This window comes from Paenibacillus sp. sgz302190 (assembly GCF_059820445.1).
Map to the genome: position 1 here is coordinate 3,473 of NZ_JBZYAO010000038.1, position 16,874 is coordinate 20,346.

Here is a 16,874-nt window from a genome sequence, read left to right on the forward strand (position 1 = left end):
CCGCACCGAGGAAGTCGAAGCGCAGCTCCTTCGGCGCTTCTTTCGGCAGCAGGCGCAGCAGCACCGGAAGCACCGCGAGGATGAGGCAGGTGACGGCGAACAGGCCGTTCCATCCGAAGTACTCGCTGATCAGGCCGCCGACGATCGGCCCGAGTCCGAACGCCATCGCGCTTCCCGCCGAGATCATCGCGATCGCTTTGCCGCGTCTTTCGTACGGGATGTAGCGGCTGGCCAGCACCAGCCCGAGCCCCGCCATGACGCCGGCTCCCGCGGACTGCAAAATGCGCGCCGCCAGCAGCACGTGGTAATTCGCCGCAAAAATCCCGATCACCGACGATAATCCGAGCACGGTTAGTCCCACCGCGAGCAATTTGCGCAGCGGTATCGCATCCGTAAGCCTGCTGTAGATGACGGTCGACAGCGCATACCCGATGGAGTAGCTGGAGATCACCCATGACCCGAGATCCTCCGAAATGCCCAGATCGCGAATAATACTCGGCAGCGAAACGTTGAACATCGTCGTATTCATCACAACGATGAACAGGCCGAATGTCCATACCGGCATAACGATTTTGTCGTTCATCTGCTCTCATCCTATCTATATCCGAATCGGAGTGTCAGTTCTATTATTATACTTTGCGCCCGGTTTGACAAATACATCTCTTCACGCACAGCCGCGGCGGCGGGGGTCAATCGTACTCCTTTTTGTGCCATTCGTCTTCCGGAATCGGTATCGGCTCGCCGGAAAACCGCTGTTCCGCAAACGGTTCGGCGATATTGTGAAAGCCGTTCCGCTCCCAGAAGCCTTCCCGATCCTCCTTCATAAATTCAATCCCGCGAATCCATTTGGGGCTTTTCCAAAAATAAAGATGCGGCACGATCAGCCGCAGGGGCCAACCGTGCTTGGGTGTAAGCGGTTCGCCGTCATAGGTGTGCGCAAGCAAAATTTGATCGCCCATCAAGTCGTCAAGCGGGACATTCGTCTCGTAATCGTTATCGGCATGCAGCATGACATAGCGCCCCTCGGGCCTAATATCCAGCAAGCGCATGAAATCGCGGAAAAGCACCCCTTCCCACACCGTATCCAGCTTGGACCAGCGGGTGACGCAGTGAATGTCGCAGACGACCTGCGTTTGCGGAAGCGCCAGCAGCTCATCGTAGCGGAGCCGTTTTTCCTCTGCGACTTCGCCGAATACGCGCAACGACCAATCCGCCAGCTCGTAGTCCGGCACCTCGCCTTCATGCAAAATCGGGAACCGTTCCGTGACGACCTGTCCGGGCGGTACCCGGTGCGCAAGCGCGGCGTCAACGACGGGAACTTTCATTTTTTTGATGCGGTCTGCTTTGCTTTGTGAACTCATTTTTTTCATCCTTTCTTTCCGCGCAAAAAAATCCCCGCTTACCGGGGAAAGTAACTATTGCTTTTCAAATTTAACGGCATCGGCCCCGACATAAGAACCGTCGGCTTTATTGGTGAGCTCTACATTTCCGCCGGTGCCTGCGCTGAAAGCGAACGTTCCGAGCGGAGTCCACCGGCCCCCGTTCGCCGCCTGATTGACGGCAACCGTTTGACTGCCGCTATTGTAATTTACCGTATATGAGCAGTTTGTGCAACGGTTGCTGTGGGCCGGATACCATACGGACACCTTGTAGTCGCCCGGAAGCGTTATATTCGGCGTCCATCTTGCCTTGGCTGTTGCCGTCGCAGCACTGACCGCGTAGCGGTAATCCGCGCCGTATTTGTCGGCCATGCCGCTCGCCGTGTACCAGATGCCCGAGACGGCGGCAAATCCCGGGTCGGCGTTATCGACGATGATTTCCTGCTTCATGAATTTGACCGCATCGGCGTCCACGAACGATCCGTTCGCCTGATTCGTCAATTCCACGTTGCCCGTCGCTCCCGCAAGAAAAGGGAAATTTCCGAGGCGGACCCACCCGCCCCCGTTGACCGTTTCATTTATTTGCACTTCTTGGCTGCCTCCGTAGTAATTGACTTTGAATTTGCAGTTCGTGCAGCGGCTTGAATAGCCGGGATACCATACAAACACGTCATAGCTGCCGGATTCGGTCAAGTTCGGCGACCATCTGACCTTGGCCGATGCCGAAGCGCTGCTGATGGCGTATCTGTAATCGGCTCCGTACTTGTAAGGCAGTCCCGAGCTTAATGTCCATGTCCCGGATATGACGTTAAAGCCGCTATCGGCGTTATCCACGATCACCGGTCCGGTATTTTGCGGCCCTTTCAAATATTTGTAGGCGGGCTCAAGACCGGCATTGTTCATGATCGCCTGGGCTTGCGCCGACCAGTTGCCGCTCGTGACGATGGCGTTATCGCTGACCGTGTTCACTGTCGGGTCATTTCTGGAATAGCTGCTGTCCGTAAAATTCCACTGTGCGGCATTGTTCGTCGCCGGATTGGAAAACTGCTGGATGAAAAGCCATTCAGGCACGAGCGAAATCACGTTGCTGTTGACCGTGTAATATCGGGTGTTTTCATCCAAATATATCGCCGCATACTGATTGAGCTGGTTTCGCACGTAATTGTTCGCGATGCTGGAGCTCGGCTGTGAGCAGAGCGTATAAATGCCGCCCCCGTCGATCATGCGTTTCATAAAGTTGCTTATAAGATTGTATTGAATTTTGTTATTTTTCGACTCCTGGGCGCAATCCGACCAGCCCCACCCTACGCTGATTCCGGTGTAAGGAATATCCTCGATTTCGTTGTGCTCCACCAGCAAGCTGTCGTTATAATAGCCGAGTATGCCGACAGAGCCGAAATAGTCCGTACCGATTCGCGCAATGTAGTTGTTGCTTACCGTATTCCGTCTCGGCCACATTCTTGAATCGCTCAAATTGGCGGTATCGTTCGGTCTGATGGCATCGTTGCCAATCTCGACCGCTCCGGCGGACAAGTCCGTGAACGCGTTCCCTTTGATCACATTATCGTTGCCGCCCATGTCGAACAAAATCCCGGTGCCTCCCAGATTGGCAAACCGGTTGCCGATAATCTGAATCCGGTCGGAAGTCAGCGCCGTGATGGCTCCGGGAATCCGGTCCTTCCGGAGATTGTGCCTGTACTGCGTATCCCTGCTCACATCCGGTGATGCCGGAATGAGCGAATTGGCCTGAATATCGACAAAGCCGGCCCGATTCGGGCGCGTCCAGTTCGTATGCCGGAACTCCAGCCCCTGAAACACAAGATCGGTTACGGGTGCGGTGAAGTCGCCTTTGAGCAAAATGAGCGTTTCCACCTTCGGAACGATCACTTCCGCCGTATTCATGTTTTCCCCGGCCCTCGGCCAGTAGTATAAATCGCCGGTATCCCGGTTAAAGTACCACTCGCCGGGACTGTCCAGAAACTCCTTGGCATTCTCAAGCCAATACGGCTTGTTGCAATAATTTCTTTTCGCCTGCGGCAGCGCCGGGTTGGTTGCGGCGTTCCACTCGATTCCGTTGATCACGGCCCGTGCTGCATTGTCGTTGCCGGGCACGGGATCGGTCTGATGAATCCGCAGCCTTTTGTGCATCCAATCGAGCAGGATCGACACTTCTATTTTATCGGAACTATCGGCCGCCCCACGGAGCGTATAATTCGGAATATTGAAGCCGTCCGTTTCCCGGCAATCTTTTTCCGCCGTACCCGTCATCGTAAAATAAGACCCTTCGTTCGGATTTCTAGCTCTTATCCCTTTCGATTCGTCTACATAGATTTGTCTAAAATCAATAGGATCATAGACGGAGCCGTACACGGAGCTATATACGGAACTGTATGCGGAGCTGTAGACCGATCCGTAAACGGAATTGTACACGTTTGTTTTGTAAACGTTTACATTTTCCGGAACCCAGTTTTTTATCGCCTCTCCCCCGCTAAAGACCGGTTTTTCGTCCGGCATATTCCGGTAAACGACGTCAAAGCCGTCCTTGCCCGAATCGGCCGCGTCAAATACGACGGTGGCGGTTTGCCGGTAAGTGCCGCCTCTGAAATATACGACCACATCGCCCGTCAGCGTGTGGCCGGCCAAATAGGAGCGCACGGCAAGCCGGGCTCTGTCCATGCTGGCAAACGGCGAAGCCAACGTGCCGTCCCCTGCCGTGTCGCTGCCCTCCGGGGAAACATAAAACTCTTGCTGCGCAGCCGCATGAGCTTTGCCGGCTCCATGCGCCAAAAAAGCGATGCCGACAAGCAGCATCACCGACAGCCCGAACAACATCCATCGTTTTTTCATCGTGAAGCCTCCTATGACGATTCGAACTTGCAAACTAGTTAAAAACTATCGGGCATGAGTCGAACTCCACCTCCTTGTGCCGAAACAATGAGATAAACCTCTATCGAGGTCTTTTCGAAGATGTGAGGGCCGCGTTCAGAGGCAGGTTTATTCGCCAATAAGAATGCTGTTCTTTGCGCTTTAGCGCTGTAAAGAACTTAAACATTCTTATGTGGTAAAATGAAGCCCTTTCGATCAATGGGACCGGAAGGGCGAACTGTTCATTCGCACACCATCGATGTAAGCGCTGTCATTTTTCGCTATATTATATTCACGGATCGTGTAATCGGTGCAGCATGCAATGCCAAAAAGCTGCCTGACCCGCGCCGCGGCAATCGCGGACTCGAATCGGCAGCTCTCTGTTCGGGCAAAGCTTTTATACGTTCAAAGCGGCGGACGCCCGGCGATTTTTGAGCGCGCGGTACGCCAACGAGCAGACGATCGCCAGCAGCCCGACCGCCGCCATTCCCCAGAAAATTTCGGCGTACACTTGCGGCAGCGGCATTTTTTGCTGCGCGGTCATGACCGTCCCGCTGACGGCGACGCTGAACGCTCCGCTGAAAAATTGCAGCAGTTGGAACAGCCCCATGCCTGCGCCGATATGCTCCGCCGGAAGGACGCGGGACATTTCGTTGGAGACGCTCGCATTGAGCGTGGAAAATCCTACGATCAAAAGCACGTACACGAGCATAATGATATAAAACGAATGCGACGCGAACAAGGCGAACAAAACGCCTGACGCAAAAATCGGCCAAGGCGCGTAGCGCAGCAGAACGGCGTTGCCGAAACGGTCGATCATTTTGCCGATACTGTTCGAAGCGAGCATCGACACCAGCGCTCCCGGGAAAAGAATCAGCCCCGATTGTCCGGGCGTTAATCCGTAGAGGTGGGCCAGCACTTGCGGAAGCAAAAACAGCGCCGCGAAGTTGTTGATGTAGGAAACGACGCCCATCGAGCCGAGCAGCAGGTACGGTTTGTTCGTGAACAGCTTCGGCTGAACGAACGGGTTGGCGGCGCGGTGAATGCGAATCCAGAGCAGCACCAGGGCAACGACGCCAACGATGAGTGCGATGACGAACCGGTTCGTCATAAACAGCAGCAGCCCCGTCGAGCCGATGCCGATCAGCGCCGCGCCCAGCCAGTCGAACGAGCCGTGCACCGTTTCTTCCTGCGGCAGGAGGCGGTACAATACCGGAATGAGAAAAAGCGAGAGACCCGTAACGATGAACAAGTCGTTCCAGCCCAAATATTGGGTAATCGCGCCGCCCGCGACCGGTCCCAGCCCCAGGCCGAGCGAAGCTGCGGATGTGATCAGCGACATCGCCTTGCCTCTGCGCGACAAAGGAACAAAGCGGGTGATCAGGACGATCGCCAGACTCATCACCGAGCCTGCTCCGGAGGCTTGAATCAAGCGGGCGCTCAGCAGCAGGGCAAAATTATGGCTGAAAAAGCCGATAATCGACGCTCCTCCCATACAGAGCAGCCCGATCGTGAGCAGTTGGCGTATCGGAATAAAATCCGACAGCCTGCTGTAGGTGATCGAAGCGATCGCGAACAGGATGGAATAGCCGGTCACGATCCATGATGCGGATGTCGAGGATAAATGAAATTCCTGGGCTACTTTCGGCAAAGCCAAATTGAACATCATCGTGTTCATAATGACCAGAATGAGGACGAAACCGAGCAGCGGAATGATCAGCTTTTCCCTGAAAACTACGCTGCTGCCTTCAGCGCCGGCGAGAACAGGAATGGATTTGGTAGTCATAAAACCTCCTTAAAAATAAACAATAATATCCAAAAAAGATACTATTGTACTATAATCATCGAACTATTAAAATATAACATGGGGTATGTTATAATGCAATTATGTTTTCTATATTAACATTTTCTACACAAGGGGGGGGAGCAGCGATGAAAATTTTATACCATCCGAACCGGGACGATATCCACCTGACTTCCGTGCTTGCTGCGTTAAGCGACCCGATCCGTCTTGAGATCGTGTGCAATATCGCCCGCTCCGGCGAACAGATGTGCAGCAGTTTTCATTATCCCGTGGCCAAATCGACACTGACTCATCATATCCGTACGCTGAGGGAAGCAGGCGTGTTAAACGTCCGCGTCCAGGGGACGCAGCATATGCTCACCTTGCGCGCGGAAGATCTCGATGAGCGCTTTCCCGGCATCATGGACGCCGTACTGCGGTCGGCCGCATTATCTCGGCCAAGCAACTAATAACGGGGCTGCCCTCCCCCCGTTCTGACACTGAATCGCTCCTATACGTAAACGCCTCCATCGCCTAACGGTTTTGGGGGCGTTTTTATGTCATTTTATTAGACATGAAAAAGAGATTCAAGTGAATTTCATGGCTTTCATTTATATTTTTCAACAAAATTTTAAGTGATTTCTTGTTGTCTGCGCTAAAATGAGTGAATTTTATGTCAATTATATTGACCTTAAAAGTTATTTTATATTACCATCACGGTGAACGGCCAACAAATAATGACTAGGAGAACATGTTCTCATGTTACAAGCGATTGAAGCAGACATGTATAAGGCAATCAAGGACGCCATCTTCAAGCAAAAGCTTCGCCCTAATATGCAGCTCGTCGAAGAGGTTTTGGCTGAATCGTTCGGAGTCAGCCGAACGCCGGTACGCAATGTGCTGCGGCGTTTGGCAAGCGAGAAACTGGTGACGGTCATCCCTTACAAAGGAACGTTCGTCTCATGCCCTTCGATCCACGAAGCTAAAGAAGTATTCGAAATGCGCAGAGTGCTTGAGGCTGCAGCCATTAAGAAAGTTTGCAGAACGCTGACGGAAGCGCAATTTCAACAACTTGGGAAGCTGCTGAAAGAAGAGCATGAAGCACACCGGCAGGGCGACCCGCTTGGGGCGCTGCGGATCGCCGGCGACTTTCACCTGCGAATCGGCGAGCTGGCCCGCAATTACTACTATTTTCGATACTTGGAAGAACTCATCTCTCTCACGTATGTCATTATTGCTTTTTATGGCATGAGGAAAAATGTGTACTGCCGCGATCATGAGCAGATCCTGCAAGCGATGAAATCGGGAAACGAGGAACTCGCCGGGCGGCTCATCATTGAACACCTGAAGGACATCGAGTCCTATCTCGATTTTGAAGAGAAAGGCGCGCCGGCCAATACGCTAGCTGAAATTTTCAAGTCCAGGGAGCATTTGGCAGCCAAAAAGTGACCGGGGAGAACCACATTTTTTTGCTCACGGTTGTATACAATCTCGTATTGGAAATACGGCCTAAATCGCATACAACGCAGCAGACACAATGCGCATAGAGGGGTGAAGGAATGAAACTGACGGTACAGCAAGCAGGTAAAAGGTACGAAGACCGCATCGTTTTGAAAAATATCGACCTGACCGTGTATGCCCATGAATTTATTTGCATCTTGGGGCACAGCGGCTGCGGCAAATCGACGCTCCTCAATATGGTAGCCGGGTACTTGCTCCCGGACGAGGGAACGATCATGGTCGACGGGGAACGCATTCAGGGGCCGTCGAAGTCTCGCGGGATGGTGTTTCAGGACCACGCTTTATTTCCCTGGTACACGGTGCTCGAAAATATTTCGTTCGGTCCTGAGGTGCAAGGAGCCGGCAAGGCCAAAGCCCGGGAAATCGGCCTGGAGTTTCTAACTCTGGTGGGGCTTGAGAAGTACGCCAACCATTATCCTGCCGAGCTTTCCGGAGGGATGAAACAGCGTGTCGGCATTGCGAGAGCGCTGGCAAGCTCGCCTGAAATTTTGCTGATGGATGAGCCGTTCGGCGCACTCGACATTTTGACCCGGGATATGATGCGCAGAGAACTGCGAAGGATTTGCGCAAAACTGAAGCCGACGATTCTTTTCGTCACGCATAGCATCAGCGAAGCCGTCTATTTGGCCGACAGGATCGTCGTGATGAAGGACGGCGAAATTACTGATGCGTTCCCGGTCCGAATCGAGCATCCAAGGACGTTCGAATCCCCCGGATTTCGCGAAGCGATGCACAGAATCGAACGGATTCTGATGGAAGATGATGCGGAGGAGGCCGTTTGATGAACGATACCACTACATCGGCAGTCGCGGACAGCGGCGAGCAGTTCAAGGCCATAGCCAAAAAGACGGCGTCGCCCAAGAAACGCAAAGCCGCCCGGAACGGTTATTTGGAAAAGTGGAATGCGCTGCCGTTCTTGACCTTTTTCGCCGTCTGGGAAGCTTTTGCCCGAGTGAACGAAACGTTTGCCTGGTTTAATCCGCTTTTCCTGCCCCCTCCCTCTCTTGTGCTGTCCGACGCCTGGTTGTTGGCCAAAACGGGGCTTATTGCGCAAAGTCTGATCTCCAGCTCGATCCGGATCGCCGTCGGCTTTGCCGCAGGCTGCCTGTTGGCCGTAGCCGTCGGCGTCCTCATGAGCAAATTCCGGGCCGTGGAACGATGGATGTCCCCCATACTCAATCTCGTAAGCCCAATTCCGGCTTTAGCCTTGCTTCCGCTGTTTATCATCTGGTTCGGCATTGGCGAGTTCCCTAAAATGTTGCTTATTGCGTGGACTACATTTGTTCCCGTGCTTGTCTACACCGTCGACGGATTTAAATCGGTTCCCTCGACTTTGATTCGTTCAGCCCTCAGCCTGGGCGCATCCGAAAGGCAAATTTTCACGCGCGTCATGATTCCTTCGGCTATTCCCAATTTTATCGTCGGCGCCCGCGTCAGCCTGGGATTATCGTTCTCGGCCTTGATCGTTTCCGAAATGATGGGCGCCAAATCCGGATTAGGTTACATTATCGTCGATGCCAGAAATTATTTTAAAATTTCCAATATGTTTGTCGCGATTATTTTGATCGGTCTCGCATACAGCTTGTTTTCCTATCTGGTGAAACTGCTGGAAAGGAGGGTCTTGGCTTGGCGCAAGGGAGGCATGCGCGATGCGGTTGAGAAATAGCATCAATCAGGCGGCAATTTAAAAAAGAGACGATAGGCGGAGGGAAAACAATGAAAAACAAAGGAAAATGTGTTCAAATTTTAGCTTTAATCGCAACAGCGGCTGTAGTTCTGGCAGCATGCGGTACCAAAGAAGCGGCAACGGGCACCCCGGCCCCGGAAGCGACTGCGGCGGCGACTCCGGCGTCATCAGCACTGCCGGCAGCAACTGCAGCTGCAACGGCGGCGACTCCGGCGGCAGCCATAATCCCGGAGACGAAAGACGTTACGTTAGTCGGCGTGCGCGATGCGCAAATCTCCTCCCAGCAAATTATTGCGGATAAGCTGGGTTATTTCAAGGAATCTGGACTGAACGTTACGAGCCAATTAATCGAAAGCGGACCGGATATCGGACCGATGGTTGCCGGTGGCAGCGCGCCTGTCAGCATTCAAACGAATTTCATGGATATCATCCTTAAATCCTCGAACGTTCCTGTCAAAATTGTCGCCCCGCTGGCGCAAATCGCCGGTACGCAAGCGGTTGTCGGCTCGAAAAAGCTGGATCTGAAAAGCTCCAAAGATCTGGAAGGCAAAACAATCGGCATTCCGAACGGCGCCGATGTGAAGATCGCGATTGACAATATGGGCAAAGAGCTTGGCGTCGATGTCAGCAAAATCAAATATGTCAACCTCGCGCCAAGCGATGCCGTCGTCGCACTGCAAAAAGGCGATATCGATGCCATGGCCTGTTGGGAGCCGTTCATCACCAAAGCGATTCAAGGCGGAGGCAAGTTTCTTTTCAGCGGTACCCAGAGCGAGCTTCCTGACAAAAAAGGCAGCGTCGACTGGATGAGCGTACATACAACCATACAGGTTTCGGATGAATATGCAAAGAAAAATCCGAACACGATTAAAGCCATTCTCGTTGCTTTGAAAAAAGCGACCGACTACATCAACATGAATCGCAAAGAGGCCATTAAAATTCTTGCGCCTGAGCTGCACCTGAGCGTTGAAGAGCTTACGCAAATTATGGATCGGAACGTGTACGCCATGGTTGTGGACGATACCTATGTGAATGGCAGCAACGGCGCAGCCGTAGGCGAGTACCTCAAGAGCGTAGGCAATATCAAAACCATACCTAAAGCCGATACTTATCATGATCTTAGCTTGCTGAAAGCAGTAGACCCAAACCTGATCAAAGCTGAATTTAAATAAAGCACATATCATGGGCCGGGACGCACTTGTCTCGGCTCTTGGTATGGACGCGCAATATTGGCAGTGACATTTGGGCAAACATTTACATACGATGGTTTATTGGATGCACGCATAGCTGGAGGGGGAGCGCCGGGTGAATTCCATTGTCGGAAGCATCAAAATCAATAACGTTTCAAACAGTTCCAGTGTGCAAATCGGAGACACCGGTTTTATCGTGCTGTCAAGCAGCAATAAGATGCATGCGGGAGCCAACTCGTTTTCACCGGGGGACAGCTTCGGCACGATTACGAACAATCCGAACAGCGTCACGAATACGAGCGATCCCGATCTGTTCGATGGCACAAGTACGATTGTGTAGTTGACTCCCCCTCTGCTCGGGAATTGCAAAAAGACGCCCCCGAACCGCGCAGCAAGCGGGATGAGGCGTCTTTTGGCATTTCTGCATAGCGCGGCAGTGCGGTGGCGGCGATACATTGCTGCAAAGCGCGTGGTGCGGTGGCAGCGATACATTACTGCAAAGCGCGATAGCAGCCCCCCCTTACTCCGCCCAGCGCGTGCCAAGCGGTTCGGGGCAGTGGGCGTCTTTCATCCGCGCCCGGACGGCGACAAAGCAGCCGCAGTGCCTGCACGTGTGGTTCCCCAGCAAGGAAGCGCAGGACGAGCAGGCGGCAAGCCGCCTGTCGTATACGTCCGCAGTCGCAAAAGGGACTTTTCCCTCAAGCCTGGCCAGCAGCTTGGATACTTCTGCCGCGGCATACCCGTCGTCCGGCTGTGCCATGCACCCTCTGCACGGCTTGCCGGTTTTGACATTTCCCGCTTCCATGCGCTATGCCAGCGTCAGCACAACGACGGACATCGGCGGCAAGCTTACGCTTAGCGTCCCGTCCTTCAAGCTGGCGCCCTCGAATGCAGCCGGTTGAACGTAGTCCGGGCGTTCGAACGTATTATGCGCGTTCATTTCGGACGAGGCCAGAATGCGTCCCGCAACTTTGCGGTTTGCCGGCAGTCCTTCCAACCGCGTTTCAATCGCCGCCGTCTCATTGTGGTGCAAATTGCACAGACTGATGTGAATCCGCCCGTCTTTGTCCCGGGAAGCCGAAGCGCTGATTTGCGGAATCATTTCTCCGTCCAGCTCGTAAGAATCGCTGGCCAGATGAATGTCCAACGCTTCCGCATCCTGATGCACCTTGTACATTTCAAAAACATGATATGTAGGCGTCAGCAGCATTTGCTTGCCTTCCGTCAGCACCATCGCCTGCAGCACGTTGACGGTTTGGGCGATATTCGCCATACGCACCCGGTCGCTATGCTTGTGGAACAAGTTTAAATTAATGCCGGCGACCAGCGCGTCGCGCATCGTATTTTGCTGGTACAGGAAGCCCGGATTCGTTCCCGGTTCGGTATCGTGCCACGTCCCCCACTCATCGACGATCAGATCGACTTTTTTCTCCGGATCGTAGCGGTCCATAATTTGCGAATGCTTCGTAATCAATTCATCCATGACGAGCGTTTTCTGAAGCGTTCTGAACCACTCCTGCTCGTTGAAATCGGTGGACGAGCCTTTGTCCTGCCAAGTCGGGCCCGGCACCGTGTAGTAATGAAGCGTTAATCCGCGCATATGCTGCGACGCTTCCCTCATCAGCACCTCGGTCCAGTGGTAGTCGCTGGAGTTCGGTCCGCAAGCGATTTTGAACACTTCGTTTCCGCCGAAGTTGCGGACATAAGTCTGGTAGCGGCGATATTCGTCCGCGTAATATTCCGGGCGCATATTGCCGCCGCAGCCCCAGTTCTCATTGCCAACGCCGAAATACTGCAGCTTCCACGGCTTTTCCCGGCCGTTCTCCCGCCGCAAATTGGCCATCGGCGACTCCCCGTCGAACGTGATGTATTCGACCCACTCCTGCATTTCCTGCACGGAGCCGCTGCCGACGTTGCCGTTAATATACGGCTCGCAGCCGATCAGCTCGCACAGCAGCATAAATTCGTGCGTGCCGAAGTGATTGTTTTCGACGACCCCGCCCCAGTGGGTGTTCACCATTCTTTTGCGCGTCTCGCGCGGGCCGATGCCGTCGCGCCAATGGTATTCGTCCGCGAAACAGCCGCCCGGCCAGCGGAGCACGGGAACTTGCAGCTTTTGCAGCGCTTCCAAAACGTCGTTGCGAATTCCTTGCGTATTCGGGATCGGCGAATCCTCTCCCACCCAGATGCCTTCGTAAATACAGCGCCCGAGATGCTCGGCAAAATGACCGTAGATGTTTTTGTTAATCGTTCCTGTAACCACATCCGTATGAATCGTCAACCGGTTAGCCATAACTTGCTTCATCCTCTCCGCAAAATAATGATTAACAAATATATTAATTATACAATATATATATTAACTATATACTTTGCCGGAGACTATTGTCAACGATTGTTTGTTCCGCCCACCTCAGGTACCGGAGTACCCTAATAGCGTCTCGCAGCCCGCCGGAGCCGACGCATCTGGCGGGCTGCACGGAAAAAACCTGCAAAAGTACATCCTTTTGCGCCAAGATGCGCTTGCCGAGCAAAATTCCTGCAAATCTGCAGGTTTTTCAGCGAATTCACGCGCTCAGCCTCTACTTCGAAAGGAATTCCTGCACTTTTGCAGGCTTTTCCTCTAAACGAGCCGATTCCTGCAAAAAAGCCTGCACTTTTGCAGGCTTTCTTTGCGCAGATAGGCATATGGGCTATCTGCGCTGGGCGTCGGGCATCTCAACAGCCTGCACTTTCGCATGCTTTCCCCTGCCTGGCCCGCCTGGCCTCACCCAACCCGAGTCCGGTCTCGGCCAGCACTCACGGTCTTGCCTAACCCTCACGGCCTCACCTAATCCGTCCGGTCTCGCCCAACCCTCACGGCCCCGCCCAGCCCCCATGGCACGCCTAGCCCGCCAGGGCCTCTCCCAACCTCGCCTAGCCGCCCGGAATCGCCTAGCACGTCCGGTCTTGCCTAGCCCTCACGGCCTCGCCCAACCCAACGGCCCTCCTTGCCCGTCCGGCCTCGCCCAACCCAACGGCCCCCCTTGCCCGTCCGGTCTCGCCCAACCCTCCCGGCACGCCTAGCCCGTCCGGTCTCACCCAACCCTCCCGGCACGCCTAGCCCGCCTGGCCTCACCCAACCCGCCCGCCCCAGCCCGCGGGCGGCGGCCAAAACAAAAACGCCTCCCGGTTTTGGAGGCGTTCGTTCATTGCGGCCTGCCGCAATTATGGTGCGTAGTGGCGGAAGTTCACGTCCACGCGGGAGGAGCCTACATCCAGGATGTGCAGCACAGCGCCGCCTGATGTCGGGAGTACGGCTATGCCTTGCGCTTCGGTGTTGCTGCCCAGGTTGCGGTCGAAAGCAAGCTCGACTTTGCCGCTGTCGGGGTCGATCGTATAGACCGACTTCGCGGCGCCGTTGTCGGTTGAAGCGTACAGCAGCCCGTTGTACACTTCCGCTCCCTGGATGCGGTCCAGCGTTTGGCTGAGCGGAACGGTTTTGACCAGGCTCATATCCGCAAGGCTGAATACATTGAGCACAGGAGCGTTGCTCCATTGGGCCGTGTACACTTGGCCGCGCCCGGCATCAACCGCTACCCAAGGAACACCGCCCGGATGCAGGTTCAACGGAAGCGCGTATTTTGTTCCGGTGTACTGAAGCGTTTGTGCGTCAAAAAGTGCGATGTACGGGTGCTGGTAGTTACTGCTGTCCTCGATGGGGGCGTATATTTTACCGTTGTAGTAACTGATGTCGCCGATGTGGTTTCCGCCTTCTGCAGAAATGTCGCTCGGGATCGCCAGCACATTTCTGGCTTGAACCGTTTTGCCGTCAAGAGCGGTGCGCAGCAAACCGTAATTGGAGTTGAAAATCCAGCTGCTTCCGTCGGAAGTGACGCCTTGTCCCCGCTCGAATGCGTCGAGCAACCAATAGGACTGGCTGCTGACCTGATGCCATGCCGCTGCCGAAGCTGCGCCGACGAGGGATGCGGCCAGCATAAACCCGGCCGTCAGCGTGGAAATTTTCTTAATCATTTTCATCATTCATTCCTCCCGAATTTGAATGAGCTGCGAAGGACTCCGGCATCGGCCTAACGCGGATCGGCCGGCACTCCTTTGCGCTTATCTTCATCGTAAAGCTTTTCGGAAATTTGCTATTGAACAAAACGCGTCGTTCATTGAACAAAATTTTCTTGTTTTGTATGGATTTTATGAACCGACTCGTTCTCCGTTTTGCTTGGAAACGACTTCGCCTGCATACTGCAGGGGGGTAATTCCGGTCAACCGTTTGAAAATTCTCGTAAAATGCCCCTGATCGGCAAATCCCGTCCGGCTGGCAATCGCTTTCAAGCTCTCTCTTCCGTGCCGGATCAACGCTTTGGAACGTTCCACGCGCATGCGGATAAAATATTGATGCGGCGTATAGCCCGTCTGTTTTTTAAAAAGGCGGATCAAATGCGGCAAGCTGATATGGGCTACGGATGCCAACTGCGAGAGCGGAATATCGGAATCCAGATTTTCGCGCATATATTGGATCACATCGGAAATTTGCCGTTGGGCCGAACGGCTGGGAGCAGGGGCTGAACGGGTATGGCTCGCGTAATTTTGGAGCAAATGAAGCACGGTCATTTTGGCCAAAGCATCCCGGTAGGCAGGGCCGTTCACTCCTTCGTTCTTCACTTCCTCCAGCATCCAACGGCTAAGCTGCCACAGCTTCTCATCCTGGAGCTGAACCTTATGCCTGATTTCAACGCTTCCGGTCAATCCGAACCCGGATTCGTAGGCAATTTCATCCACGAGAGCATGCGCGATTTCGATCACCAGCAAAGAGCCGCTGTGCTGTACGAACCGATAGCAATGACCCGCAGGAACAATATGAATATCGGCGCGTCCGGATACATCGCAGGAGCAGCAGTATATGGAAACGGCCTGCTTGTCCTCGATTTCCTCATCGTTCATCCCCAGCAGTGGAGCGTTCTCCCAGTAGGAGAGCCGCACCTTGTCCCAGCCCGGCATTCCGCTGGAAATAAAAGGCGTTTTCATATCTATCACCTTATTTCAACTGAATCGCTGTTTGAATGCGGTCCCATCTCTCATATTGACTGTCGTCCATGAATTTGGGGCGAAAACCGAGCTTCCAGTACACTTTGATCGCGGGAAGCCGAAAATCGTCCGTTTTCAGAAGCGCGCTCTTGCGGCCTTCGCTTTTCATTCGATGCAGCGCCGCAAGGGTCGCTCCGTAACCAAGGCCCCTGCCCGCATACTCGGGCAAAGCTCCGACCATATGCAGATAGCCGGTGTGTTCGTCGGTCATCTCATTTTGAAACGCTGTCGCCGTAGCTGCCGGCGCGGAGCCGCTGCACACAAACAGCACCTTCTCGGGGCGAAAATGCGGGAACCGGCCGATTTTTTCGTGGAACGTGATCTTCGTCCCGAACGAGGCCTCAATGAGGCGCTCCCAGACCTCTTCTTCGCCCGGCGCAAAATGGCGCAAGCTGAAACCCGCCGGAAGCTCCAGCTCCGGAAGGTCGTCCAGACTGCTTTTGTACATAAATAGTTTGGATAAAGGCTGATCCATCGTTCCGCTGCCCTCCTTCTCTACTTGGGAAGACGTACTTCTAGCCTTTTATTCCCGAGTGCATGAAGCTGCTTATAAACTGCCGCTGAAAAAACACGAATCCGATAAAAAGAGGGGCCGCCACGAGCAGCGTAGCCGCACAAACCTCGGTCCACTGGCCGCCGGATTCCGTAGCTTTGGCGAACATCGCGAGGCCGACGGTAAGCGGCCGATTGGCCGGCGTGTTGGTCACGATGAGCGGCCACAGGAAATTGTTCCAATGGTAGCTGGCGGAAACAAGGGCGAACGAAACGTAGACAGGCCGCGATAACGGCACATAAATGCTCCACAGCAGGCGCATCACGGAGATTCCTTCCACCCGGGCCGCCTCCTCCAGCTCATAAGGAACCTGCTTGAAGGACTGCCTCAGCAAAAACACGCCGAACGCGGAAGCAAAATAAGGCAGCATGATGCCCAGCTTCGTATCCAGCAGCCCCAGTTCGCTAAGCACGTGATAGTTGGAAAAAATAAGCACATCCGGCGGTATCATGATCTGCACGAGAAACAGCATCAGCAGCGGATCCCGGCCGCCGAAACGGACTCTGGCAAAGGCATATGCGGCCATTGTCAGCGTAAACAGCTGCACGCACAAGATCCCGCCGGTAATTAGTATCGTGTTCAAATAATATTGCCCGAACGGAGCTTCGTGCCATACTTTCACAAAATTGTCGAGCGTCCAGTCCCATGACGGGTGAAAGCCCAGGGCGGCGCTTTTGGGGCGAAAAGCGGTCCAGACTACCCAGGCGAAAGGAATCAGCCACAGGATGCCAAGGGCCAGCATGCATATATGCCATACCACCCGAGCCGCCAAACCCCGTTTCCGTTCCAACAAGGACCGTTCGATGAAAGGTTGATG

General features: G+C 54.0%; 16 protein-coding genes. 6 read left to right on the forward strand and 10 right to left on the reverse strand.

Going from position 1 to position 16,874, the window contains the following annotated elements; translation table 11 throughout:
• The 4 genes from AC6RNO_RS29375 to AC6RNO_RS29390 form a co-directional block, all read right to left on the reverse strand.
• Positions 1 to 583: MFS transporter (locus AC6RNO_RS29375; protein WP_497107656.1), on the reverse strand; the 583-nt coding region annotated here is incomplete at its 3' end.
• Positions 584 to 689: 106 nt separating this feature from the next.
• Entirely contained in the window at positions 690 to 1,361 is a 672-nt protein-coding gene (locus tag AC6RNO_RS29380; protein ID WP_497107657.1) for a molybdopterin-dependent oxidoreductase, read from the reverse strand.
• 54 nt (positions 1,362 to 1,415) lie between these two features.
• Positions 1,416 to 4,226 (reverse strand): golvesin C-terminal-like domain-containing protein, encoded by a 2,811-nt coding sequence (locus AC6RNO_RS29385; RefSeq protein ID WP_497107658.1) that lies wholly within the window; start codon positions 4,224 to 4,226, stop codon positions 1,416 to 1,418.
• Positions 4,227 to 4,641: 415 nt separating this feature from the next.
• On the reverse strand, positions 4,642 to 6,030 hold the full coding sequence (locus AC6RNO_RS29390) for an MFS transporter (protein ID WP_497107659.1): 1,389 nt from the start codon (positions 6,028 to 6,030) through the stop codon (positions 4,642 to 4,644).
• Positions 6,031 to 6,176: 146 nt separating this feature from the next.
• Here AC6RNO_RS29390 and AC6RNO_RS29395 point away from each other — a divergent pair, with 146 nt between their 5' ends.
• The 6 genes from AC6RNO_RS29395 to AC6RNO_RS29420 all read left to right on the forward strand — a co-directional run bounded on the left by AC6RNO_RS29395 (position 6,177) and on the right by AC6RNO_RS29420 (position 10,765).
• Complete coding sequence (locus AC6RNO_RS29395; RefSeq protein WP_474681060.1) at positions 6,177 to 6,497, forward strand: ArsR/SmtB family transcription factor; 321 nt, start codon at positions 6,177 to 6,179, stop codon at positions 6,495 to 6,497.
• A gap of 289 nt (positions 6,498 to 6,786) precedes the next feature.
• The gene (locus tag AC6RNO_RS29400) at positions 6,787 to 7,476 is read left to right on the forward strand and encodes a GntR family transcriptional regulator (RefSeq protein ID WP_488436749.1); all 690 of its coding nucleotides are present in this window, start codon (positions 6,787 to 6,789) and stop codon (positions 7,474 to 7,476) included.
• A 110-nt stretch (positions 7,477 to 7,586) separates the two neighbouring features.
• The gene (locus tag AC6RNO_RS29405; RefSeq protein ID WP_497107660.1) at positions 7,587 to 8,330 is read left to right on the forward strand and encodes an ATP-binding cassette domain-containing protein; all 744 of its coding nucleotides are present in this window, start codon (positions 7,587 to 7,589) and stop codon (positions 8,328 to 8,330) included.
• On the forward strand, positions 8,330 to 9,214 hold the full coding sequence (locus AC6RNO_RS29410; protein ID WP_488436751.1) for an ABC transporter permease: 885 nt from the start codon (positions 8,330 to 8,332) through the stop codon (positions 9,212 to 9,214). Before AC6RNO_RS29405 ends, AC6RNO_RS29410 begins: the two co-directional genes overlap by 1 nt.
• Positions 9,215 to 9,264: 50 nt before the next feature.
• Positions 9,265 to 10,407, forward strand: a complete 1,143-nt coding sequence (locus AC6RNO_RS29415; RefSeq protein ID WP_488436752.1) for an ABC transporter substrate-binding protein — start codon at positions 9,265 to 9,267, stop codon at positions 10,405 to 10,407.
• 133 nt (positions 10,408 to 10,540) lie between these two features.
• Entirely contained in the window at positions 10,541 to 10,765 is a 225-nt protein-coding gene (locus tag AC6RNO_RS29420) for a spore germination protein (RefSeq protein ID WP_474681065.1), read from the forward strand.
• Positions 10,766 to 10,945: 180 nt separating this feature from the next.
• Here AC6RNO_RS29420 and AC6RNO_RS29425 read toward each other — a convergent pair whose 3' ends face one another.
• The 6 genes from AC6RNO_RS29425 to AC6RNO_RS29450 all read right to left on the reverse strand — a co-directional run bounded on the left by AC6RNO_RS29425 (position 10,946) and on the right by AC6RNO_RS29450 (position 16,799).
• On the reverse strand, positions 10,946 to 11,230 hold the full coding sequence (locus AC6RNO_RS29425) for a DUF6171 family protein (RefSeq protein ID WP_474681066.1): 285 nt from the start codon (positions 11,228 to 11,230) through the stop codon (positions 10,946 to 10,948).
• A 3-nt stretch (positions 11,231 to 11,233) separates the two neighbouring features.
• Positions 11,234 to 12,718, reverse strand: coding sequence for an alpha-L-arabinofuranosidase C-terminal domain-containing protein (locus AC6RNO_RS29430; RefSeq protein WP_497107661.1), 1,485 nt, complete (start codon positions 12,716 to 12,718; stop codon positions 11,234 to 11,236).
• A 911-nt stretch (positions 12,719 to 13,629) separates the two neighbouring features.
• Positions 13,630 to 14,445, reverse strand: a complete 816-nt coding sequence (locus AC6RNO_RS29435; protein WP_474681068.1) for a hypothetical protein — start codon at positions 14,443 to 14,445, stop codon at positions 13,630 to 13,632.
• A 165-nt stretch (positions 14,446 to 14,610) separates the two neighbouring features.
• The gene (locus AC6RNO_RS29440) at positions 14,611 to 15,444 is read right to left on the reverse strand and encodes a helix-turn-helix domain-containing protein (RefSeq protein ID WP_497107662.1); all 834 of its coding nucleotides are present in this window, start codon (positions 15,442 to 15,444) and stop codon (positions 14,611 to 14,613) included.
• Between the two features lie 10 nt (positions 15,445 to 15,454).
• Complete coding sequence (locus tag AC6RNO_RS29445) at positions 15,455 to 15,979, reverse strand: GNAT family N-acetyltransferase (protein WP_497107663.1); 525 nt, start codon at positions 15,977 to 15,979, stop codon at positions 15,455 to 15,457.
• A 40-nt stretch (positions 15,980 to 16,019) separates the two neighbouring features.
• Positions 16,020 to 16,799: an ABC transporter permease subunit gene (locus tag AC6RNO_RS29450; protein ID WP_497107706.1), complete on the reverse strand. Its 780-nt coding sequence runs from the start codon at positions 16,797 to 16,799 to the stop codon at positions 16,020 to 16,022.
• Between the last annotated feature and the right edge of the window lie 75 nt (positions 16,800 to 16,874).